General features: G+C 40.9%; 22 protein-coding genes. 17 read left to right on the top strand and 5 right to left on the bottom strand.

From position 1 onward, the window contains the following. Nucleotides 1–78 precede the first annotated feature (78 nt). Nucleotides 79–1,161: an ABC transporter permease gene (locus GXP67_RS08690; protein WP_162442782.1), complete on the top strand. Its 1,083-nt coding sequence runs from the start codon at nucleotides 79–81 to the stop codon at nucleotides 1,159–1,161. Between the two features lie 91 nt (nucleotides 1,162–1,252). Beyond that, complete coding sequence (locus tag GXP67_RS08685) at nucleotides 1,253–1,771, top strand: shikimate kinase (RefSeq protein WP_162442781.1); 519 nt, start codon at nucleotides 1,253–1,255, stop codon at nucleotides 1,769–1,771. Nucleotides 1,772–1,877: 106 nt separating this feature from the next. On the opposite strand, the gene GXP67_RS08680 is transcribed toward GXP67_RS08685, so the two are convergent. From GXP67_RS08680 to GXP67_RS08670, 3 genes are all read right to left on the bottom strand, one after another. Then, nucleotides 1,878–3,404: an OmpP1/FadL family transporter gene (locus tag GXP67_RS08680; protein WP_162442780.1), complete on the bottom strand. Its 1,527-nt coding sequence runs from the start codon at nucleotides 3,402–3,404 to the stop codon at nucleotides 1,878–1,880. A gap of 104 nt (nucleotides 3,405–3,508) precedes the next feature. After that, nucleotides 3,509–3,874, bottom strand: a complete 366-nt coding sequence (locus GXP67_RS08675) for a hypothetical protein (protein ID WP_162442779.1) — start codon at nucleotides 3,872–3,874, stop codon at nucleotides 3,509–3,511. A gap of 173 nt (nucleotides 3,875–4,047) precedes the next feature. After that, nucleotides 4,048–4,965 (bottom strand): hypothetical protein, encoded by a 918-nt coding sequence (locus tag GXP67_RS08670; protein WP_162442778.1) that lies wholly within the window; start codon nucleotides 4,963–4,965, stop codon nucleotides 4,048–4,050. A 228-nt stretch (nucleotides 4,966–5,193) separates the two neighbouring features. Here GXP67_RS08670 and proS point away from each other — a divergent pair, with 228 nt between their 5' ends. The 14 genes from proS to GXP67_RS08600 all read left to right on the top strand — a co-directional run bounded on the left by proS (nucleotide 5,194) and on the right by GXP67_RS08600 (nucleotide 19,586). Further along, a complete protein-coding gene (gene proS, locus GXP67_RS08665; protein ID WP_162442777.1) occupies nucleotides 5,194–6,669 on the top strand; it encodes a proline--tRNA ligase in 1,476 nt (491 codons plus the stop codon). 85 nt (nucleotides 6,670–6,754) lie between these two features. Continuing rightward, nucleotides 6,755–7,981 (top strand): DUF2264 domain-containing protein, encoded by a 1,227-nt coding sequence (locus GXP67_RS08660; protein ID WP_162442776.1) that lies wholly within the window; start codon nucleotides 6,755–6,757, stop codon nucleotides 7,979–7,981. Nucleotides 7,982–8,154: 173 nt separating this feature from the next. Next, a complete protein-coding gene (locus GXP67_RS08655) occupies nucleotides 8,155–8,619 on the top strand; it encodes an NfeD family protein (RefSeq protein WP_162442775.1) in 465 nt (154 codons plus the stop codon). Between the two features lie 125 nt (nucleotides 8,620–8,744). Then, nucleotides 8,745–9,731 carry a flotillin-like protein FloA gene (gene floA, locus GXP67_RS08650; protein ID WP_162442774.1) on the top strand — a complete coding sequence of 329 codons (987 nt, stop codon included), beginning with the start codon at nucleotides 8,745–8,747 and terminating at the stop codon, nucleotides 9,729–9,731. A 10-nt stretch (nucleotides 9,732–9,741) separates the two neighbouring features. Next, the gene (locus GXP67_RS08645) at nucleotides 9,742–10,836 is read left to right on the top strand and encodes a hypothetical protein (RefSeq protein ID WP_162442773.1); all 1,095 of its coding nucleotides are present in this window, start codon (nucleotides 9,742–9,744) and stop codon (nucleotides 10,834–10,836) included. Nucleotides 10,837–10,927: 91 nt separating this feature from the next. Continuing rightward, a complete protein-coding gene (locus GXP67_RS08640; protein ID WP_162442772.1) occupies nucleotides 10,928–11,428 on the top strand; it encodes a DinB family protein in 501 nt (166 codons plus the stop codon). 117 nt (nucleotides 11,429–11,545) lie between these two features. Next, nucleotides 11,546–12,628, top strand: a complete 1,083-nt coding sequence (gene proB / locus GXP67_RS08635; protein WP_162442771.1) for a glutamate 5-kinase — start codon at nucleotides 11,546–11,548, stop codon at nucleotides 12,626–12,628. Between the two features lie 63 nt (nucleotides 12,629–12,691). After that, nucleotides 12,692–13,939 carry a glutamate-5-semialdehyde dehydrogenase gene (locus tag GXP67_RS08630; RefSeq protein WP_162442770.1) on the top strand — a complete coding sequence of 416 codons (1,248 nt, stop codon included), beginning with the start codon at nucleotides 12,692–12,694 and terminating at the stop codon, nucleotides 13,937–13,939. 156 nt (nucleotides 13,940–14,095) lie between these two features. Continuing rightward, complete coding sequence (locus GXP67_RS08625; protein ID WP_162442769.1) at nucleotides 14,096–15,550, top strand: Gfo/Idh/MocA family protein; 1,455 nt, start codon at nucleotides 14,096–14,098, stop codon at nucleotides 15,548–15,550. Nucleotides 15,551–15,843: 293 nt separating this feature from the next. Further along, complete coding sequence (gene moaD, locus GXP67_RS08620) at nucleotides 15,844–16,083, top strand: molybdopterin converting factor subunit 1 (RefSeq protein WP_162442768.1); 240 nt, start codon at nucleotides 15,844–15,846, stop codon at nucleotides 16,081–16,083. Nucleotides 16,084–16,098: 15 nt separating this feature from the next. Further along, entirely contained in the window at nucleotides 16,099–17,229 is a 1,131-nt protein-coding gene (gene moeB, locus GXP67_RS08615) for a molybdopterin-synthase adenylyltransferase MoeB (protein WP_162442767.1), read from the top strand. 125 nt (nucleotides 17,230–17,354) lie between these two features. Then, on the top strand, nucleotides 17,355–17,792 hold the full coding sequence (locus GXP67_RS08610) for a molybdenum cofactor biosynthesis protein MoaE (protein ID WP_162442766.1): 438 nt from the start codon (nucleotides 17,355–17,357) through the stop codon (nucleotides 17,790–17,792). A 376-nt stretch (nucleotides 17,793–18,168) separates the two neighbouring features. Then, nucleotides 18,169–19,005 carry a helix-turn-helix domain-containing protein gene (locus GXP67_RS08605; protein WP_162442765.1) on the top strand — a complete coding sequence of 279 codons (837 nt, stop codon included), beginning with the start codon at nucleotides 18,169–18,171 and terminating at the stop codon, nucleotides 19,003–19,005. Between the two features lie 71 nt (nucleotides 19,006–19,076). Further along, nucleotides 19,077–19,586 carry an SgcJ/EcaC family oxidoreductase gene (locus GXP67_RS08600; protein WP_162442764.1) on the top strand — a complete coding sequence of 170 codons (510 nt, stop codon included), beginning with the start codon at nucleotides 19,077–19,079 and terminating at the stop codon, nucleotides 19,584–19,586. A gap of 171 nt (nucleotides 19,587–19,757) precedes the next feature. Here the strand turns inward: GXP67_RS08600 and GXP67_RS08595 are convergent, their stop codons facing one another. Next, on the bottom strand, nucleotides 19,758–20,276 hold the full coding sequence (locus tag GXP67_RS08595) for a GNAT family N-acetyltransferase (protein WP_232065042.1): 519 nt from the start codon (nucleotides 20,274–20,276) through the stop codon (nucleotides 19,758–19,760). A 67-nt stretch (nucleotides 20,277–20,343) separates the two neighbouring features. Next, nucleotides 20,344–21,315 (bottom strand): GTP 3',8-cyclase MoaA, encoded by a 972-nt coding sequence (locus GXP67_RS08590; protein WP_162442763.1) that lies wholly within the window; start codon nucleotides 21,313–21,315, stop codon nucleotides 20,344–20,346. A 280-nt stretch (nucleotides 21,316–21,595) separates the two neighbouring features. On the opposite strand from GXP67_RS08590, the gene GXP67_RS08585 reads away from it, so the two are divergent. After that, nucleotides 21,596–22,363: a sulfite exporter TauE/SafE family protein gene (locus GXP67_RS08585; RefSeq protein ID WP_162442762.1), complete on the top strand. Its 768-nt coding sequence runs from the start codon at nucleotides 21,596–21,598 to the stop codon at nucleotides 22,361–22,363. Nucleotides 22,364–22,367 lie beyond the last annotated feature (4 nt).

Below are 22,367 nucleotides of genomic sequence, written 5' to 3'. Positions count from 1 at the left end.
AAAGAATACATGGAGCAGGAGATCAGTTGTCCAGTAATTCCCTAACTCTGTAATTCAATAATTCCAAACCAACAGCGGATGTTAAAATTTATACTCAAACGATTTGCATACGGATTCCTGGTTATCGGAGGCGTATTGATCGTTGTCTTTTTTCTATTCCATGCCTTACCTGGTGATCCTATTTCCATGATGGCTGGCCAGCGTACAGATGAAGCTACCAAACAAGCTATTGCCCGGGAATTTGGCCTCGATCAGTCGCTGCCACAGCAGCTGGTACATTATGTAAAAGATCTCTCTCCCATTGCTACCTACGAAGATACACCTGAAAACCAGGCCAAATACAATTATACCTCCTTGTTTCCGGTTGGTGGCAATCAGGTGTTGGTATTAAAAGCGCCTTATTTACGCCGCTCCTTTCAGACCAATAAAAGAGTAAGTGAAATTATCATCGAAAACTTAGAAGGCACTTTGTGGCTGGCTCTGGTATCCATGATATTTGCGACTGTGCTGGGTATTGTTTTCGGCCTGATTGCCGCATTAAAGCAAAATACTTTCTGGGACCACACCTTAATCAGCCTTTCGGTAATTGGAATTTCTGCACCTTCTTTTGTGGCGGCTATTATTATTTCTATGGTATTTGGGTATTACTTAGCCGATTATACCGGCCTGAACATGACAGGCCAGTTATGGGTAAATGATCCGCTTGAGGGACGCAAACTGATGTTGAAAAATATCATTCTACCTGCATTTACTTTAGGTATCCGTCCGCTGGCAATTATTACGCAACTCACCCGTAGTTCAATGCTGGATGTGATGTCGCAGGATTATATCCGTACGGCCAGAGCTAAAGGATTGCATTATTACAGAGTAGTTGTAAAACATGCCCTGAAAAATGCATTGAACCCGGTGATCACCGCTGTTTCCGGATGGCTTGCTTCACTGATGGCCGGTGCTTTCTTTATCGAATATATTTTTAACTGGAAGGGCCTGGGATGGGTAACGATCAAGTCTGTAGAAACCAAGGATTTTCCGGTAGTAATGGGTGCTACACTTTTTGTGGCGCTGATATTTGTTGTCGTAAATATAGTGGTGGATGTGCTATATGGCGCAATAGATCCCGGATTCGCCTGGGTGACTAATAGAACTATTATTTTATACTAAAAGAAACCCGCATTGCTGTTTAGTGTTTGCGGGTTTTTTGTTTATGATTATTTACAATATTTTTGAAACCATCTAATTATTTCATCTTTACATGAGAATTTATCTGGTAGGTATGCCTGGCTCCGGGAAATCAACAATGGGTAAAGCGCTTGCCCGTTTACTGCAATACACTTTCATTGATTTAGATGACCGGATCATTAGTCAGGAGGGCATGTCTATTGCCCAGATTTTTGAACAGAAAGGCGAAAACTATTTCAGGGAAGCAGAAAAACAGGCATTGCAAGCAACCTTTGAAGAGCAAAATATTCTGGTGGCTACGGGTGGAGGTACTCCCTGCTTTTTTGATAACATGGAGCAAATTAATGCACAGGGCACCAGTATATTTCTGAATATTCCTCTGAAGCAGATTGCCGGCAGATTGTCGCCTGAAAAAAATAAAAAGATAATCCGGCCATTATTTGATGGTAAAAGTGAAGAGCAGATCAAAGAAAGTCTTCAGCTGATGTGGGAAAAGCGTTTTCCATTTTATAAACAGGCGCACCTTCATATCACGTCACCACAAACCAAGCCTGAAAAAGTAATGGAAATGCTGTTAAAAACAAATTACTGAATTAGAGATTTACAGAAGGTCTGAATAAAAATAATGTAATTCAGTAATTCAGTAATTCAGTAATTCAGTAATTCAGTAATTCAGTAATTCAGTAATTCAGTAATTCTTAAAAGAACATACCAAAACTGAATATGCCATTGGTAATCCGGTTTTTAGTAGTAACAGAAGGAGCAGGATTGTATGTATAAGGAGTATAGCCACTATTATACCGGCTATGCACCACAGCAAAATCTATATAAAAATCTTCGAGCCGTACACCCGCACCTGCTGTAAAATTTAATCGGGTTCTGTCTAAATTATCTAGTCTCTCTTTGAAAGCTTCTCCCTGATAAACAAATCCGGCTCTGAGCCTGAAGATGTCTTTCCGGAATTCGCCTCCAATTCTGGCCGTAATGGCAGGCTGATAATTACTCCGGATATATTGATTAGTTTCACTAAAATCATCTCCTCCATTCTCCGTATTAAAACGCATAGAATTAAACGTGCTGTAGGTAACATCTGCTGAAATAAAACCACTTTTTCCGGCAAACACGGCAATACCGGCAGAAGCACTCATAGGAGTAGTGAGTTTGTATTCATACGGCTCAATATTATCAATACTTTGAGTCTGATTGAGATCTACATCTTCACCTAGATTCTCTGTGTATTCATAATTGGCAGTAATCGTTGGCCGGAAATTATCTGTCAGTTGCCAGTAATAGGTAGGGCTTACAATAGAAGCACCAAATCGGATAATATCATTGGGTTTGTATATAATACCACCAGAAACATTAATACCTGTACCGGCTACATCTACTTCTTCAGTGAGTGTAAAATTATCCAGGATCATATCGTTGCGGTCAGCAAGCACATTTTCTTTGTAGGTATTAGTAATTCCATACCGGATTCTCGATAAGCCTAAGGAAGCGCCAAAGTACAGTTTATCATCATAATTACCGCCATACGAAAAATTCCACTGATAACGCGCACCATTGTAATTCACCGTTTCCCGTTGCCTGACTGGGAAAGGATTGCCATTCTGATCTGCCCCTACTGAGCTGAAATATTCAGTTTCGTTATCATCGTCTGAATAAGGATTGATCAGATAAGTTTGATACGCCAGCTGAAGCCTTGCAGGAGCCACATCATCTATGAAATCGGCATGAGGAATACCATTCGCTTGTTGTACAAATGCATCTGTAAGAGAATTTACATTGTTTACTCCTTCATAGGCAAACTGGTTCTGAAAGCTGTTTATGCGGTTAAAACTAATACCGAAAGCACCACCTCTCCATTTTCCTCCAATAATGTCATCTTTAGGGCTGGCAAACACAAGTCCCAGGTTGGCTATATTGAAATTCCCTTTTCCATCAGAAGTAGTATTACCCAGATAAGTAGATGGGTTATTAGAAAAGCTCAAACTGGGCGTAATGCTCCATTCTGATTTACGGAAAAAACCCAAACCGGCCGGATTGCCCGAAATAGAACTGATATCTGCTCCTAAGGCGGTTTGTGCGCCACCTAAACCCTGAAACCTGGCAGTACCATTTACCGATGTTCCTGAAAATAATAGGGCATCATCGGCTGTTTGTGCTGAAACAAAGTATAGTGGAAATAATAGGGCTGCCAATAGCCCTGATATTCTATATTTCATGTAGGTATATAACTATTAAATGGTTTGTAAATAAAATGCCGGCAAAAGTATTATACGCTCCTGCCGGCATTTGTATCTATAAAATTTTATAATTCTCCGCCAGCTTATCTGGGTGAACGGGGCGAACTGCTTCCTCCGCTGCCACCTCTTGGAGAAGAACTAGGAGCGGAATAAGAGCCTCCTGAGTTGTTATTACCGCCACTGGAGCGATTGAAATCAGTACTACGTGAATTATTGTTCCAGTTGGAATTAGAGTTATTACTGTTATTCCAGCTATCATTTCTTGGCGTAGTATTATAATCAGAACTTCTGGGCGACCGTCCGCTGGAAGGCGCACTATATGTAGGCGCACTGGAACGGTTGTTATTGTTGTTATCGCTATAATTATAATTCCGGTTTGAGTTTCCTGCATCACTATTACCTCTTGGCCTTACCGCACGTGGCGTAGAGATATTGTTATTATCTGTCACTGCAGGGGTTCTGGAACCAGCACCATTATAATCAGATGGCGTAGTTTGAGGACGGTAATTCTCATTGGCATCGCCGCTTCTTGGCCGGATTGCTCTGGCTGGTCTGCCATCATTATCGCTGATAGTAGAATTTGTACGTCCGCCAGTACTGGTATTGGGATCTACACTCTGATCTACCCGGCCACCACGTTCTGCACGTCCGCTTCTGGGGTATTATCAAAATTATCATTTACAGTAGAAGAACCTCTGCTGGAACGCGGACTATAGCGAACTGTTCTTGGATCATTACTACCACCATTATTATTGCCTGGGTTCACGATAATTACATTGCCACCACCGTAGTTTCCGCCATAATATCTGTAAGGGTTATAGTAATATGGATCACCCCATCCCCGGCCCCAGCTATTATAAGCATATCTGTTGTAGAATGGATCATTCCAACCCCAGAACGGATCATAAAATGAATTCCAGGAGTTCCAGCTATTCCAGCCGCCCCAGCCAAAACCTAAGCCGAAGTTAAGCATAATACCCGGACGCATCCTGACAAAAGGACGATAGAACGGATCATAAAAAGATGAACGGGAATAGAAAGGATCGTAGAACGGATCATAAAAAGATGAGCCGCCATAGAAACCGCTGTTCCCATAGCCATAGCTAGGGTAAGCATTGATATTATTGCCGGAAGTATTATACCTGCGGTTATAATCTCTGGCCAGGTTAATGCCATTATCACTCCGGTAACTTTCATCATAGTAAGAATTATCAGCACTGTAACTATCACTGGCGTTAGTGCCGGAATTGATAGTCTCATTATTCGTGCTGTTATTACTTTCCTTACTTTGGTCAGCATATTTCTGGATATATTCCGGATTTACATTTTTCTGAGTGTTATCCTCACCGGCAACTCCGGTATTGCCAACATTGTAATTGCCGGAAGTAGAAGCTGTATAAACTACCTCTTTTCTATCCTTGGAAGAAAAATAGAGGTCATCATATTCAGTATTCTTCTGTGCATATTGCTGACTGTTACAAGCCCAAAGGCCGGCGACGCTTGCAAATGCCAGGTATTTTAATGTATGAGAAGCTTTCATAAGTGTGTTAAAGTTTATGACCATAAAGTCGGTATAGTTTATACGATACTCTTGCAATTTTGATTTTCAAACCATAATAAAGCCTATATTTGCGGCTTTATTATTTAACTGTAAAGTACATATTTTTATTGGACAAATTGCTAAAATCACAAAAAAATATACATCTTACGTTGCTTAATAAAAACAAAATTTATACCAGAAAAATTCTATTCAAAAATTATAATTCCAATGAGTAAGGGACTACCTAAAAGAAGTGAAGATTATTCGCAGTGGTACAACGAGTTAGTGAAAAGAGCAGACCTGGCTGAAAACTCACCGGTTAGAGGCTGTATGGTCATTAAACCCTATGGTTTTTCCATCTGGGAAAAGATGCAGGCTGCCCTGGATCAGATGTTTAAAGCCACCGGTCATACCAATGCGTATTTTCCTATTTTTATACCAAAATCTTACCTGAGCAAAGAAGCCAGCCATGTAGAGGGATTTGCAAAAGAATGTGCTGTAATTACCCACTACCGTTTAAAGAATGCACCTGATGGAAGCGGGGTTATCGTAGATCCCGAAGCCAAACTGGAAGAAGAACTGATTGTCCGCCCTACTTCTGAAACGGTAATTTGGAGTACCTATAAAAACTGGATACAGTCCTACCGGGATCTGCCTTTATTGCTCAACCAGTGGGCTAATGTAGTTCGCTGGGAAATGCGTACCCGCTTGTTTCTGAGAACAACCGAATTTTTGTGGCAGGAAGGGCATACCGCCCATGCAACGGCTAAAGAAGCAGAAGAAGAAACCATTCAAATGCTGAATGTATATGCTGATTTTGCAGAAAACTTCATGGCCGTTCCTGTAATTAAAGGTGTAAAAACGCCCAGCGAACGTTTTGCCGGCGCTGTAGATACATATTGCATAGAAGCGCTTATGCAGGATGGAAAGGCATTGCAATCCGGTACATCCCATTTTTTAGGCCAGAACTTTGCCAAAGCTTTTGATGTAAAATTTGCCAGCAAAGAAGGCAAACTGGACTTTGTATGGGGAACCTCCTGGGGAGCAAGTACCCGGTTAATGGGCGCCCTGATCATGACGCATTCTGATGATGAAGGTCTGATATTGCCTCCAAAATTGGCGCCTATTCAGGTAGTGATTGTGCCTATCTTCAAAAATGCCGATCAGCTGGCGACAATTTCAGAAAAAGCCAGTCAGCTCAAAAAAGAGTTGCTCGCCAAAGGCATCAGTGTAAAATACGATGACCGGGATACACAGACACCTGGCTATAAATTTGCCGATTATGAACTGAAAGGCGTACCAGTGCGGATTGCGATTGGTCCCAGGGATCTGGAAAATGGCACTGCTGAAGTAGCCAGAAGAGATACCAAAGAGAAAAAAGTATATCCTATGAATGAGCTGGTAAGCCAGGTAGAAACACTCTTGCAGGACATTCAGCAGAATATTTATCAGAAGGCCCTCGCTTTCCGTGAAGCCAACACTACCCAAGTGAACACTTATGCTGAATTTAAAGAGGTGCTGGACAATAAAGGTGGTTTTATATTTGCCCATTGGGATGGAACAGCCGAAACCGAAGAGAAAATCAAGGAAGAAACCAAAGCGACTATCCGGTGTATTCCTCTGAATAATGAGCAGGAAGAGGGTATCTGTATGTATTCTGGTCAACCTTCCTGGCAGCGGGTTATTTTCGCCAGAGCTTATTGATAACTCGGGAATAGTTTCAAAGTCATCCCTGTTCATTACTTTACAGTAATTTTTCTGTCTTCCCTATATTTTAAAAGGTTATATCATGATCAGGCGGAGCTTTTTACAGGCATTGTCGCTTTCCAGCCTGGCTAGCTTTTCTGACAACAAAATTCCTCTGCTCAAACAAGAGAACGATCGGGAATACTGGCTCAGTGTACTTACTAAGCTTGCGAATCCAGTACTTGAGTCGTTGAGCAAAGGTCAGCTTAAAGCAAAAATGCCGGTGGAAGCTAAACCAGGACAAGAGCAATCCAGGCGGGAAGTAACTTACCTGGAAGCGTTTGGAAGATTGTTGGTCGGTATGGCTCCCTGGCTGGAATTAGGTCCGGATGATTCCAAAGAAGGCAAACTCCGTCAACAGTATATTTCACTGGCGCAGCAATCCATGGTTCAGGCTGTGAATCCAGGTTCGGCCGATTATATGAATTTCACCAAAGGCGGACAGCCCCTGGTAGATGCTGCCTTTCTGGCACATGCTCTATTACGGGCACCCACTCAATTGTGGAGTAAACTGGATAATAGTACCCAGCAGGATCTGATCAATGCATTACAATCTACCAGAGTTATCAAGCCTGGATATAATAACTGGCTGCTTTTTAGTGCGATGGTAGAAGCCGCCTTGCTCAAATTCTCCGGAAAATGGGATGCCATGCGGGTAGATTATGCCATCCGGCAACATATGGCCTGGTACAAAGGAGATGGGATGTATGGCGATGGACCTGATTTTCATTTTGATTACTACAATAGTTATGTGATACAACCTATGTTACTGGATATTCTGGCCACTATGGAAGAAAATGGCCAGGGGAATAAAGAAATCTATGCACTGGTTTTCAAACGGGCACAGCGGTATGCCGCCATACAAGAACGGTTAATTTCACCGGAAGGTACTTTTCCGCCCACCGGAAGGTCCCTGACTTACCGTTTCGGTGCTTTTCAGTTATTGGCACAAGTAGCACTCATGAAAGCATTACCTACTGAAATCACGCCAGCACAAGTAAGAAGCGCCCTCACAGCGGTTATCCGAAAATGTATAGAGGCTCCAGGCACATTCGATCAGCAGGGATGGCTGCGGATAGGTTTGTATGGAAGCCAGCCCGGAATTGGAGAGGGCTATATATCCACCGGCAGTTTATATTTGTGTACAGCAGGTATGCTTCCATTAGGCTTGAAACCTGATGATGAATTCTGGGCATCTCCAGCTGCCGACTGGACAGCCAAAAAAGTATGGAAAGGTGTGGATGTTCAGGCAGATAAAGCCTTATACTAACCTGCTTTTTCTAAAGCTTTTCTCAGCATTACCTCTTACGTTTGCCCTGTGGATATATACTTCAACTTAAAGGGAAATTGCCGTTCTCCACAAAAGATAGTACTATATTAGCTTAAATTCCTTATATTTAGGAACACAATTTTTATAAACACTTCTGACAAAAAAATGCGGTTATGGAATGGATCACTATTGTATTCCTGCTGATTTTCAGTTTAGGACTCATCGTTATTGAAATTATATTTATTCCGGGCACTACCTTATTTGGTATAGCCGGATTTGCTTTCGGTGTAATTGGTATCTATATTGGATTTCACAACCTGGGTACTACTACTGGTTTTATTGTATTATCAATTTTTCTGGCAGTTTCGGCTGCTACTATTTATTACAGTTTTAAATCCCAGGCCTGGCAGCGGTTTGCGCTTAACACGGCTATTACCAGCAAAGTGAACGACGAACACAAGGTGGTAATCAAAGTCGGAGATATTGGAAAAGCTGTTTCTGCGCTGCGTCCTTCCGGCAAAGTGCAGTTCGACGATAAGATTGTAGAAGTTCACACAACCGGTTCATTTCTCGAAGAGGGTGGGTTTGTAAGCGTTATTGGGGTAAACCACAATAAAGTATTTGTCGCCCCGGTATAATCTGAATTTTGTGAATGAGTGGATGAGTGAATGAGTGATTAAAATTTGAATGTATCTTCAATCACTCATTCACCCAATAATTGCAATTAACTAAACAACAATAAACTCAATTTAACACTATCGCTATGGGAGACGCTTCCGGATTTTATGTAATTTTCCTGATTGTAGGGGCTATCGTAGCCTTTTTTATTTTTATGTATTTTGTGCCGATCAATCTGTGGATTACGGCCATTTTTTCGGGGGTAAAAGTCGGGCTGTTTGAACTGGTGTTCATGCGTATCCGGAAAGTGCCACCCAGTCTGATTGTCCAGTCCTTAATTACTTCTACCAAAGCCGGTTTGAGCATTACTACCGCCGATCTGGAAACCCATTATCTGGCAGGCGGACATGTTCCATCAGTCATCAAAGCATTAATTTCAGCCGATAAAGCCAATATTAATCTTTCGTTTAAGCAAGCTGCTGCCATCGATTTGGCCGGACGGGATGTATTTGAAGCGGTACAAATCTCAGTAAATCCCAGAGTAATTAACACCCCAAATGTGGCAGCTGTAGCCCAGGATGGTATTCAGTTAGTAGCCAAAGCCAGGGTAACGGTACGGGTAAATATTTCACAACTGGTGGGTGGTGCCGGAGAAGAAACTATTTTAGCAAGGGTAGGAGAGGGCATTGTTACTTCCATCGGTTCGTCGGTTTCTCACAAAGAAGTGCTCGAGAATCCGGATAAAATTTCCCGGCTGGTATTGCAAAAAGGCCTGGATGCAGGGACTGCCTATGAAATCCTGTCTATTGATATTGCGGATATTGATGTGGGCGCTAATATTGGAGCCAAACTCCAGATAGATCAGGCCAATGCAGATTTAAAAGTAGCCGAAGCCAAAGCAGAAGAAAGACGGGCGATGGCGGTAGCCGTAGAACAGGAAATGCGGGCCAAAGCACAGGAAGCCCGGGCCAAAGTTATTGAAGCGGAAGCCGAAGTTCCCAAGGCCCTGGCAGAAGCCTTCCGGAATGGTAACCTGGGTATTATGGATTATTACCGTATGCAAAATATTCAGGCAGATACCGATATGCGGGATTCTATTGCCAATTCAGGAAAGGATACGAAGAAGTCGTAAAAATGGCTATATGAAAACCTTTCCCGTACTTGTGCTTCCGTCACAGATAGTTTTGATTCAAAACTCTCAAATGCCAGTTGATGGTAGACCAGTGGAACCTAAACGTCCAAATTCTAACAAACCCACTGAGTTAAAATTTAGCTTTGTTGATTTGTTTATTAAGGGAGTTTGCATTTTTACACTATTCGGATGTATTTATGGTATTGCAGTAGGTAAAACTGAGAGTATAGGTTTTTTAATTGTATTAATCTTATTTACTTCTCTATACTTGATTGTTCCTGTTATTACGCGAGTTAATGCAGAAACTGACTGGGCAGATTATGAATCCAGGTTGAAAGATTATGAACAGAAAATGAAAGAATACAATCAGAAATTAAAGGAGTTGCAAACTGAAGCAAGTATAAAAGCCTGGAAACATAAACAAATCATTGAAATATTAAAAAGCCAGACAACCCTGCCAAAACATTATCGAAGAGATAGTAATAGTAAGGGACGATTGGAAAATATTTTCTTAGGTCGTTTAAAGGATTGGTTTGGCGATTATATATATACAGGCTTGATTATAAATAACTTTGTTGATAAAGAACCATATCAACCTGATTACATCTTTATAGATACAAATACAAATTTACACATTGATATAGAAATAGATGAACCTTATGTTTCGCATAATAAACAACCCATACATTATTGGAGTGGAGAATATTACGTTGATAAGGATAGAAACAGCTATTTTATAAAACATAATTGGATAGTTATCCGGTTTGCAGAAGAGCAAATTGTAAAATACCCGGATGAATGTTGTAAGTATATAGCCAAAATAGTATCCGAATTAATTAGCAACAATCAATTCTTACAAAAAATGAATGCTGTTTCTTATTTACTCGAAGTAAATCACTGGACCTATGAGGAAGCTAAGGAAATGGCTATAAATAACTATAGAGATAAATATATTGCGAGCAAACTTAAAGAAACAGAAGATGAATATGAACGTGAATTGAAAAGACATGGACTAAGTATGCCAAAGGGGCAAAAATGGCAAAATTTAACTATAGAGCAGGCTAGAAAATCTATGGAAATAGCTAAAAAATATGGAAGAGCTTAATTTAAGCTTAAATGAAAACTAGGATGATATAAGATGTGCGTATATCTAAAAGTTGTGCTTCCTAAATAACAAACCACTAAATTGTTAAGCTATGAACGATACTTCAGTTATTACCCAATTTTACAAAGAGCTTGAGGCAGAAATTCCCGCCACCAGGAAATGTATCGAAAGGGTTTCAGAAAACCTCTACACCTGGAAACCTCATGAAAAGTCTATGACGATGGGGTATCTCACCTCATTAGTCACAGAAATTCCAAGGTGGATTGCCGTGATGATAAAATCTGGTGAAATTGATTTTCAAACTTTTCAGCATACCCAGGCCAATACGACACAAGAAATGGTTACACTTTTCGACACCTATACAAATGAGGCAAAACAGGCTTTGAAAGAACTGACTGTTGATCAATTATCGAAGCCATTTGTACTTAGAAGTGGTAATCAAATTATGATTAATTCGCCCTTAATTGAAAATCTGAGTTCTACACTAAATCATTGGGTCCATCATCGGGGGCAATTGACAGTGTATATGCGGCTAAATAACATAGATGTACCGTCCATTTATGGCCCGTCTGCGGATGAAAAGACTTTTTGAAATACTTCAATAAGTTATTTTATCCTGCAAAATAGTAGAACTTAAAAATCTGTACAGTTTCTATCAGAAATCCATCTAATCCCTTAATCTTGCATAATTAGGTTCCAGACGAAATTTATGCAAACGGGGTATAAAAAAATTGTCATAAAAGTTGGTTCGAATGTAATTGCCGGAGAAAATAACTTGCCAGATGAAACGGTAATGGATGAATTAATCCGCCAGATGGCACAGGCCAAAAAAAACGGTACGGAGGTAATTCTGGTGTCCTCTGGAGCAGTGGCTTCCGGCAGAAGTTTGTGGCAGGTTTCCGAAAAAGCCGATCCAATTGCCCGCCGACAATTACTCGCTTCTATCGGGCAGGTAAAATTAATTAATACCTACACCCGTTTATTGCAACCCCATGGCCTGATCTGCGCCCAGATTCTGGTAACCAAAGAAGATTTCCGGGACCGTATGCATTACCTGAATATGAAACGCTGCCTGGGTACGCTGCTGCAGAATAATATTATTCCCATTATCAATGAGAACGACGTGATTTCAGTAACAGAACTCATGTTCACTGACAATGACGAACTGGCTGGCTTGATTTCTTCCATGCTGGGAGCCGATGCACTCCTTATTCTTACCAATGTAGATGGCATTTACGACCGTCCACCGAAAGAGCCTGGTGCCAGTGTAATTCCGGTGATGGATGGAACCCGTACAGACTTTTCGAATTTTATTTCTACCGAAAAATCTAATTTTGGCCGGGGTGGTATGATCACTAAATGCAGTATTGCCCAGAAACTCGCTCTGGTAGGCATTAAAGTGCACATTGCGAATGGAAAAACGCCTGGAATTATTTCTGCCATTTTACAAAACCAGCCCATTGGAACCTTGTTTGTACCAAAAGCCAATCAATCCAAACTCAAACGCTGGGTAGCAAATTCAGAAGGATATGCCAAAGGGTATGTAGTAATAAATGAAGGAGCTAAAAACATTTTGTCCACTTCTGGAAAAGCCATTAGCTTGCTTCCGGTAGGTATTACAAAGATTGAAGGCAGTTTCCAAAAGGGCGATATTATCAAGATTACAGCCGAAAATGGGCAAACCATTGGCGTTGGTATGGCGCAGTATAGTTCTATCATTGCCCAAACCTACCTGGGTGAAAAAAACAAAAAACCACTCATCCATTACGATTACTTATTCCTATACGATTAATGGTGTTAAAACCTGTTTTGAAAGAAAGGCTGAGTATATTTGCCTTCTTTTAATAGCTGACCAATGACAAATCCTGTTTTTTCTGCTGTAGTAAAAGCAAGCCGTTCTTTATCTATTATTGAGCCGGAAATAATTAACCAACTTCTTAACGATCTGGCAACAGAAGCCGAAAAGGAAATTGATTTTCTGATTTCGGAAAACGCAAAAGATCTGGCCTTGATGGATAAAAGCGATCCTAAATACGACCGCCTCCAGCTCACGAAAGAACGCATTCATAGCATCGCTGCTGATATCCGGAATGTAGCCAAACTGGAGTATCCGGTAGGAAAAATTCTGACTCAGAAAACATTGCCCAACGGACTGGAAATGACTAAAATAACAGTGCCATTAGGCGTAATAGGCATTGTATACGAAGCCCGCCCGAATGTGACTTTCGATGTTTTTTCCTTGTGTCTTAAATCCGGAAATGCCTGTATGCTGAAAGGCGGGAGTGATGCCGCTCATTCTAATCAGGCGATTGTTTCTATTATCAAACGGGTAGTAGGAGCTAATCACCTGGATGAAAATATCGTGCATTTGCTTCCACCCGACCGGAGTTCAACCGAGCAATTATTGAATGCGGTGGGTTTTGTAGACGTGATTATTCCCAGAGGCAGCCAGTCACTGATCGATTATGTGCGGAACCATTCCAAAGTACCAGTAATTGAAACAGGGGCAGGAATTGTACATACCTATTTTGATGAGAGTGGAGATCTGCGTAAAGCGAAAGCAATTGTACATAATGCCAAAACACGTAGAGTAAGCGTATGTAATGCCCTCGATTGCCTGCTTATACACCAGAACCGCCTGCCGGATCTGGCTGATCTGGTCGTGCCACTTATGAGGAATCAGGTACAATTGTTTGCCGACGAAAAAGCCTATGAAAAACTCATTGGCTATTATCCCGAAGAATTACTGGAAAAAGCGGCAGAAGAACACTACGGCACAGAATTCCTTTCTCTGAAACTGGCTATTAAAACAGTAAAAGATCTTGAGGAAGCTTTAGAGCATATTGCCACATACAGTTCCAAACATAGTGAGGCTATTATAACTGAAGATCCTGCTATAGCAGATACATTTACAAAAGCGGTAGATGCCGCCGCTGTCTATGTAAATACTTCTACTGCCTTTACAGATGGTGCAGAGTTTGGATTAGGTGCAGAAATTGGCATTAGTACCCAGAAATTGCATGCCAGAGGACCTATGGCCTTAAATGAACTCACCAGTTACAAATGGATTGTAAAAGGCAATGGACATATTCGGGGAAAATAATACAGAACTAAATGGTTTGTTGGTACTCCTGTCAATAAGCTTATAAATCATATAAAAATATTAAATAGTATAATTCTTTCTTCTGTTTGTCATTTTCCTGGCGTATCTTTCTATCTAAAACTATTTTTCCGATTTATAAACATCTTTACCTAAGCAATGAAACAAACAGAAAAAACAAACACCACTCGTCGGGATTTCCTGAGGACGGGTGCACTGGCAGCAGCCGGCAGCTTTTTTATCGTGCCCAGGCATGTACTAGGCAAAGGTTATATAGCGCCTAGTGATAAACTGAATATTGCCGGTATTGGCGTAGCAGGCAAAGGATTTTCTGATGTCAACAATGCATTTAATAATGGTGCCAATAATGTAGTAGCACTTTGTGATGTAGACTGGAATCATGCCAAAGAACAGTTTGAAAAACATCCGAAAGCAAAACGCTACAAAGATTTCCGGGAAATGCTTGATAAAGAAGGCAAAGGTATAGATGCTGTTACTGTTTCTACAGCTGACCATACTCATGCGGTGGCAGGCATGGCCGCCATGCAATTGGGCAAGCATGTATATCTGCAAAAACCATTGACACATAATATATACGAAACCCGTTTACTCACCGAAGCTGCCCGCAAATATAAGGTAGTAACTCAAATGGGAAACCAGGGCGCTTCTCACCCCGATCAGAATCAGATGATTAAGTGGCTAAGTGATGGTGTGATCGGAACAGTACATACAGTACACGTCTGGACCAACCGTCCGGTATGGCCGCAAGGAATTCCGGTGCCACAGCCATCTGGCCAGGTGCCAGATACCCTGGATTGGGATTTGTGGCTGGGACCTGCTACAAAAGTAGGCTATACACCAGCCTATCATCCGTTTAAATGGCGTGGCTGGTGGAATTTTGGTACTGGTGCCTTAGGGGATATGGGTTGCCACCTGATTGATCCTCCTTTCCGTGTATTGGGATTAGGATACCCAACTGAGGTAGAAGCCAGTGTTGGTTCCGTTTTTGTAAAAGACTGGAATGCTGAATATATTCCGGAAGGTTGCCCTCCTTCTTCGCATGTACAATTAAAATTTCCGGCAACCGCTAAAAATAAATCGGCAGTAATCATGACCTGGTCTGATGGAGGTATCCGTCCATTCCGTCCGGAAGCGGTGCCTGCTGATGCAGAACTGAGCGAGCCCGGAGGCGCTAATGGGGTGTATATGATTGGAGAAAAAGGAGTGATGATCTGCGGCGCTTATGGTGCTAATCCGAAAGTATTCCTCAACAATGGTGAAAAAATGGAGCACAAGAGCGAACCAGTAAAAGCACCAGAATGGGGACACAATTTAGCCTGGCAGCAAGCATGCAAAGCAGGGTTCAACAGCAAAGAACACAAAGCCCTTACCTCTTCTTTTGACTACGCCGGTCCACTTACTGAAACTGTATTGATGGGCAATCTGGCAATTCGCAGCTATGATATCCGGGTAGCCAAAACGACCGGACAGGGCTTTAACTATCCAGGACGCAAGAAGTTGCTCTGGGACGGGACCAATATGAAGATTACTAACTTCGATGAAGCCAATCAGTTTGTAAAACGCGAATACCATAATGGCTGGAAGCTATCATAATAAGTAATTAGAATTGTAAAGTTTACTCCAAAATATAGGTAATTCCCGGTAGTGTTTGCTTTCTAGCAATTATTACCGGGAATTTTTTTTATGAATAAACTGGCGATGCTGCAAATCGTATTGCTTATGAAAAAATTACCTAAACCGGTAAGTATATGCTGAACAAATGAGCCTTTTATATATAGCAGGACTGTGGCTTTGGAAAGAATCCGGTAAATTTATCTACACACCTGGAAACCTTTTTTTATTGCGTATCTTTATATTAGAATAGTGTAAACATCTGTGCAGACCACATGAAAATTAATGTATTACTTTTTGGTTCTCTCACCGAAATTATTGGCCAATCCAGTATAAGTTTGTCAGCGGACAAGATAACGGATGTACATCAACTGCATGCGTATTTGCTGAAACAGTATCCGGCACTTTCTGCGAAAACTTTCAAATATGCCGTAAATCAGGATCTGGTAGATACAGATCATACACTGCAGGAAGGAGATGAAGTAGCCTTATTACCTCCTTTTTCCGGAGGTTAATTCTAAAAAATACTTATGACAACCAATTTATCCACCCAAGAACTGGAACGCTATCAGAAGCATATTCTGCTCCCTGAAATTGGTTTGTCTGGGCAGAAAAAACTGAAAGAGGCGAAGGTACTAGTAGTAGGTGCAGGCGGCTTGGGATGTCCGGTGCTTCTATACTTGGTAAGTGCCGGGGTGGGTTCTATAGGAATAGTGGACGATGATATAGTTTCCCTGTCTAATTTGCAAAGGCAGGTGCTGTATACGGCAGATTCAGTGGGTAAATCAAAAGTAGAGACAGCAAAAAATAGCTTACAGGCCATTAATCCGGAAATTACTATCAGAGCGTATGCCGAAAAATTCTCTTTAGAAAATGCTGCCCAGCTTTTGCAGGAATACGACTTAATAATTGATTGTACCGATAACCTAGCTACCAGATATGCCATCAATGATGCCTGTATCCGGGCTGACAAACCTTTTATTTATGGTTCTATTCACCGATATGAAGGGCAAGTAGCGGTATTTAATTATACAGATGCCCAGGGAAATACCGGACCCTCGTACCGTTGCTTGTTTCCGGAAGCAGCCCATGAAATTGCTAATTGTGCCGAAACTGGGGTATTAGGCGTATTACCAGGAATGATCGGGATGTACCAGGCGTTAGAAGCGATTAAATTGATTACCAGCATCGGAAAAAATCTGTCTGGTAAGCTACTGCTGATAGATACCCTGACGTACACCCAGCGGATTCTTACCGTAAAAAGGAATGAAGAAGAAATCAGGAAGGTGAAGGAAGGAGAGTATACTAACGCAAAAGCTATTCAAGCCTGTGCCTCGGAAGCCTCCTATAAAAACATTACGCCTGAAGAATTGCACCAGTTAATAGAATCTCAGTCAGAATTCATATTGGTAGATGTACGCGAAGGAAATCGCATGGGAAATATTGACTTTGAGCCAAACATGACTATTCCATTCACTCATTTGCCGGGATATATAGACGAACTGGATCAGGAACCGATGGTGGTAGTATATTGCCAGACTGGCAGAACTAGTACTATGGCGGCCCAACTACTTGCAGGGGATTATGGTTTAGCTAATATTTATAATTTATCTGGTGGACTGATTGCCTGGCAACAAAGGAATGGCGCATTGGTGAAGTAACATCATCATTTAAGATATTTTATTGTATAGCGTAAGAACCCAGAATAGGTGAACCGAAGAGGGATAAACCAGGAGTGTTAGTTTATAATTTTCTAATTTTTTAATATTTCAATCCGTCATTATATATGGAAACTATAAAGAAAAAGCGGAAAGTGTTGATAGAAGGTCCGATTCAGCCTTCATTCATCGCCGATTCTATTGCCAAACATAACACTAAAACCGATATTGGCGCCCATGCTATTTTTCTGGGGCAAGTGCGGGCAGATGAGAAAAATGGGAAAGCCGTTAAAGGTATTGATTATAGTGCCTATCCTGAAATGGCAGAGAATATATTAGCCGAAATCCGTGAAGAAATTTTTAGCCAGTATCCTGTTATCTGTATGCATATTTATCATAGCCTTGGTATGGTAAAAGTAGGCGAAATTTCCTTGTTCGTATTCATTTCCTGCAAGCACCGCCAGCAATCGTTCGATGCCCTGCGGGATATTGTAGAACTCATTAAAGCCAAAGTGCCGGTATGGAAAAAGGAGATCTACGAAGATGAGAGTTATGCCTGGATTTAGGAATTGCTCATAAGTTTTAATAAAAAAGAGTGTGCTATCAGGTGAGCCTGGATTCTGGAGATACGGTTAATTTCTGTTTCAAGCATTTATAATTTTCGGATAAATACATTAGACCAACAGGTAACTTTTATGGTTCCTAATACCAGAGGCTGTATTGCTTTGAATATCCCTTCAATACCAATCGTAGTTATTATCTTTTCCTATTACTAGCTATTATTTATTGAGCAAAGCAGATATTTTACCGCTTTAAAAGAAAATACCTAATATCATTTTGTTTTCTGCCATTATTGGATTGATAGCAAGTGTAGCCTATTCTTATGCCTCATGCCTACCATTCTGTTTTTCAAAGAGGTACAATTGTAAACGCTTTGTGAGTATGATCAATCAACATCTATTCTTTGCTCCGCATCCTGCACTTCGGCATGTTGTCAACAACCTCATGATAGGGCATATGGCCACGAAAGATGTGCACACCACCCTGTCTTTCCCTTTTCCCCCGCTGCCGGAACATATGATTTTGTTTTATCCTTTTGATAAACCAACAACTGAAGATATCCATACAAAAAAAGTCCGGCCACTTTACGCCTGCACCATTACCGGACCGCAAACAGAACAAAACATTCTTTCCATTGGACACAACCAGCTTATGATAAAGATTGGCCTACAGCCGGGCGCTTTATACAGGCTTTTGGGAAATTCACTCACTAAAATGCTTCCCTATAAGGACTATGATGGCGAAGCGGTATTTGGCAGCGAAGTAAAAAATGTTACGGATGCTCTGGCAAATGCCACAGACTTTGAAGACATGAAAACCATTGCTGATAATTTTATGTTTAGCCTGCTTGCAAAGCTAAAAAAACCAACTCCTATTGATCATTTTATACCCCTAATAATAAGAAGCGGCGGCATGATTAAAATTGATACGCTGGTAAAAAGTGCATCTATGAGCAACCGGCAGTTTGAAAGAGTTTTTAAAGACAGTATGGGGGTTTCACCAAAATTTTATAGCAGGCTTGTACGTTTTGGCAATGCCTGGTTGTTGAAAGAAAACAACCCGCATCTTACCTGGACAGAGGTGGCGTATGAATGTAATTATTTTGATCAGATGCACCTCATCAGGGATTTTAAGGCGTTTGCTGGGACTAATCCAAAAGAAATTTCGAATGCTTTTGAAAAACAGCCTTTTCCTCTGAAAAAAGGCATATTCTATTAAAAGCAAATGTCGTATTTGTACTATTTTCAGGACAATGACCACCGTAGTTTTATAATAAAAAACAAACTATTATGAAACGCTCATTGTTCATTTCTGCATTTATTTTTCTTCCATCCTTCCTGTTCGCACAAAGCCACACAAAGGATGAAATGGCTATCAAACAGGTGATTCAGCAACAAGAATCTGCCTGGAATAAATATGACTGGGAGGCGTTCAGTAATTACTTTACAGATGATGCAACCTTGATAAACTTTGTAGGTCAGTTTTGGAAAGGCAAACATGATATACTTGCACATTTTAAACTTCTTGGTGATTGTTGTTTAGTACCCACATCCTTGAAATTTGAATTTATAAATGCCCGATTTATCAACTCCGACATAGCTATTGTGTATAGTGAAGAAACACTGCACCATAACAAAGATTATGATGTACCTTTCCGCCATTATAAAAAAGGAGAAACAGAGTATAAAATGCTGACACACATTTTTGTAAAGAAAAATAATGAATGGAAAATCAGTGCCGCTCAGCTTACACTTATTAACCAAATACTTTCACCTCATAACACTTCCGGTAAACATTAACCTAGGAAAGCACGAAAGCAGACACAGTGCTTATTTGTATCTGCTTTCGTGCTTTGCTTCTCAGACACCGATCGTTTTGGCCTTTGATCTCTTATAACTATTTTCCACTTCTGCGGAACTTCATCCCAACTCCATAAGGTAGCTGTTATGGTTGGTGTAAACTTCTATATTTTACAACATCAACTGCATAAATACCAGATCGAGCCAGCGGTCGAATTTGTGACCTACTTCACGAAATCGACCCACTTCAACAAATCCGTATTTGAGGTGAAATTCATAACTTATCCGGTTATCGGCATCTATACCTGCAATCAGCGTATGAAATTGCTGTGCTTTTGCTTTTTCAATTAAGCCTTCCATCAGTTTTTTGCCAATCCCCTGGCCTCTTACATCATGCGCCACATAAATAGAATGTTCGGCACTATAGCGGTATCCATCCCAGGGCCTGAAAATGCCATAACTGCCAAATCCTACTACATGGTTATTTTGCTCAGCAACCAGTACAGGCAATCCATCGGCATGTTTCTTTGCTAACCAGGCTTGCTGAAATTCCATTGTACGTGGCCTGTAATCATATACTGCCGTAGTTTGTACAATCGCATGATTAATTATTTCAAGAATGGCCTCCAGGTCTTGTGGAGTGGCTTCCCGGATTTGTGGAGTTAGTGGTAAATTTGGGTTAATTGTCACAGGTGAGCAACAAATAAAGTGAATGGTTTAAATATATGAACTAAACTTCAATGACTGCTGATCAGTTTCATCCGCCAATTGCCAGCATGGAGAGTTTGCTGCCGGAGAATTTCATTTTTTTGTGGGTAAGCGCTTCCTGCAGACGAAGCTGTATTTCCTGTGGCTGGTCTAGGCATTGGGAAAGATTAATAGCTGTATTGTTACTCAAACAGCCAAATATATTGCCATAACTATCCAGGCGCAGGCGGTTACAGTCATTGCAAAATGGATCTGATTCATTAGAAATCACACCAAAGCGGTATCCATCGGGCATAACATAATATTTGGCTGTTGCCGCATGTTCCCGGCTGATCTTTTTAAATTCAAACTGCCGGGCGATGGTTTGCAATATGCTTCTTTCGGAAAAGAAATGATCTTCAAAATTCCCATATAAATGCCCCATCTGCATCAGTTCCAGAAAACGGATAGCAATATTCCTTTCTTTGGCGAATTGTAATAGCGAAAGAATCTGATTGTCGTTCAGTCCTTTCATTATCACACAATTAATTTTTACACCTATTCCAGCTTGTACAGATTTTTCTATGCCATCTAAAATTCTGGTCAGGTTGCGTCTGCGGCTGATTTTATGATAGACCTGCATATCCAGAGCATCCAGCGAGACATTCATGGAAGTAAGGCCGGCTTGTTGAAGGGCTTCTATTTTACTGGAAAGCATAGAGCCATTGGTCGTCATCTTAATTTTAGGAATACCTGTTGCCCGGATACCTTCTATTAAAGGAATTAATTCCCGGTATAAGGTGGGTTCACCTCCGGTAAGACGGATGGTTTCAAGCCCAAGCATGCCATGTAACTGCTCAATAATTTTAATATATTGTGAGGTGCTAAGTGGTGCAAGTCCGGAGTTTTGTGCTATAACAGGCACATCCGAAGGCTGTGCTGCATCATCCACACAATATACACAACCCAGGTTACAATGATTGGTCAGGCTGACTCGCAGCGTTTTGAAGCTTCTGCCAAACTTATCTACAATGGGTTCCATGCGATGTATATGTGTGAATATAACCACAATTTACAATTTTTTATTCCCATTTTGCTTTTTACTGCTAAATTTCATAACACAAATCTATTTGTTAGCAAAGAAGGTTGTTTGTATTTAAAGAATAACTTCAGAAGAATTCCTTGTGTTGCAAGTGAACATATTCATGAATTTAAATTCAGCGTTTAGTAGCCAGCTATATTTTTCATTTTAAAAGAGTATCTTTTCAGAACCTAATATTTATTTAATCACCATTATACTATTCTAATTTGCTTCATCCCTTATGCCTGACATTTATTGGATTGCTGCTTCTTTTTTTATCATAGCACTGGTATATGCTTCTGTCGGTTTTGGCGGAGGATCTAGTTACCTGGCAATCATGGCTTTGTTTGATGTGCAATATTTACTCATGCGTTCTACTTCATTGCTTTGCAATATACTGGTGGTGGCTGGCGGAACCTATATTTTTTATAAACGCAAACATTTATCCTTCAAGCGGGTTTTGCCTTTTGCACTGGCAAGTATACCCATGTCTTTTCTGGGCGGTTTGTGGCCGCTCAAACAGGAAGTGTTTACCATTTTGCTGGGACTAACATTGCTGGCAACTGCATGTGTGATGTGGTTTTTTAACGCTGGCAGATATACCTCATCTTCTCAAACACAACATAGATTTGAAAAAGGAGTTGCTTTTCAGCTTCTTACCGGAGGTAGTATCGGCTTGCTCTCAGGTTTAGTAGGAATTGGTGGTGGAATATTTTTGTCGCCAGTGCTATTTTTTACCAGATGGGGAACTGCTCAGGAAATCGCTGCAGCTTCCAGCGTATTTATTTTAATCAATTCCATATCCGGGCTATCCGGTCAATTGTTGCAAGGGAATTTAATTCTGGACTTTAACTTTGTAGCGCCTCTATTACTAGCCGTATCGATTGGCGGACAAATAGGTTCCAGGATGGGTGCTACGATTTTTAACCAGCTCACCATCAAACGCCTGACTGCTATTTTGATTCTGATTGTCAGCCTGAATATTCTCAAAAATTACCTAGGCGCTTAATAGC

It is taken from the genome of Rhodocytophaga rosea, from assembly GCF_010119975.1.
GTDB lineage: Bacteria > Bacteroidota > Bacteroidia > Cytophagales > 172606-1 > Rhodocytophaga > Rhodocytophaga rosea.
The sequence above is the reverse complement of the archived record's forward strand: the minus strand, read 5'-3'. Positions and strand labels throughout refer to the sequence as shown.

What these genes read in the sequence shown, in the direction of transcription:
- GXP67_RS08690 (WP_162442782.1), top strand. Translation starts at nt 79, where the DNA reads ATGTTAAAATTTATACTCAAACGATTTGCATACGGATTCCTGGTTATC.
- GXP67_RS08685 (WP_162442781.1), top strand. Translation starts at nt 1,253, where the DNA reads ATGAGAATTTATCTGGTAGGTATGCCTGGCTCCGGGAAATCAACAATG.
- GXP67_RS08680 (WP_162442780.1), bottom strand. Translation starts at nt 3,404, where the DNA reads ATGAAATATAGAATATCAGGGCTATTGGCAGCCCTATTATTTCCACTA.
- GXP67_RS08670 (WP_162442778.1), bottom strand. Translation starts at nt 4,965, where the DNA reads ATGAAAGCTTCTCATACATTAAAATACCTGGCATTTGCAAGCGTCGCC.
- proS (WP_162442777.1), top strand. Translation starts at nt 5,194, where the DNA reads ATGAGTAAGGGACTACCTAAAAGAAGTGAAGATTATTCGCAGTGGTAC.
- GXP67_RS08660 (WP_162442776.1), top strand. Translation starts at nt 6,755, where the DNA reads ATGATCAGGCGGAGCTTTTTACAGGCATTGTCGCTTTCCAGCCTGGCT.
- GXP67_RS08655 (WP_162442775.1), top strand. Translation starts at nt 8,155, where the DNA reads ATGGAATGGATCACTATTGTATTCCTGCTGATTTTCAGTTTAGGACTC.
- floA (WP_162442774.1), top strand. Translation starts at nt 8,745, where the DNA reads ATGGGAGACGCTTCCGGATTTTATGTAATTTTCCTGATTGTAGGGGCT.
- GXP67_RS08645 (WP_162442773.1), top strand. Translation starts at nt 9,742, where the DNA reads ATGAAAACCTTTCCCGTACTTGTGCTTCCGTCACAGATAGTTTTGATT.
- GXP67_RS08640 (WP_162442772.1), top strand. Translation starts at nt 10,928, where the DNA reads ATGAACGATACTTCAGTTATTACCCAATTTTACAAAGAGCTTGAGGCA.
- proB (WP_162442771.1), top strand. Translation starts at nt 11,546, where the DNA reads ATGCAAACGGGGTATAAAAAAATTGTCATAAAAGTTGGTTCGAATGTA.
- GXP67_RS08630 (WP_162442770.1), top strand. Translation starts at nt 12,692, where the DNA reads ATGACAAATCCTGTTTTTTCTGCTGTAGTAAAAGCAAGCCGTTCTTTA.
- GXP67_RS08625 (WP_162442769.1), top strand. Translation starts at nt 14,096, where the DNA reads ATGAAACAAACAGAAAAAACAAACACCACTCGTCGGGATTTCCTGAGG.
- moaD (WP_162442768.1), top strand. Translation starts at nt 15,844, where the DNA reads ATGAAAATTAATGTATTACTTTTTGGTTCTCTCACCGAAATTATTGGC.
- moeB (WP_162442767.1), top strand. Translation starts at nt 16,099, where the DNA reads ATGACAACCAATTTATCCACCCAAGAACTGGAACGCTATCAGAAGCAT.
- GXP67_RS08610 (WP_162442766.1), top strand. Translation starts at nt 17,355, where the DNA reads ATGGAAACTATAAAGAAAAAGCGGAAAGTGTTGATAGAAGGTCCGATT.
- GXP67_RS08605 (WP_162442765.1), top strand. Translation starts at nt 18,169, where the DNA reads ATGATCAATCAACATCTATTCTTTGCTCCGCATCCTGCACTTCGGCAT.
- GXP67_RS08600 (WP_162442764.1), top strand. Translation starts at nt 19,077, where the DNA reads ATGAAACGCTCATTGTTCATTTCTGCATTTATTTTTCTTCCATCCTTC.
- GXP67_RS08590 (WP_162442763.1), bottom strand. Translation starts at nt 21,315, where the DNA reads ATGGAACCCATTGTAGATAAGTTTGGCAGAAGCTTCAAAACGCTGCGA.
- GXP67_RS08585 (WP_162442762.1), top strand. Translation starts at nt 21,596, where the DNA reads ATGCCTGACATTTATTGGATTGCTGCTTCTTTTTTTATCATAGCACTG.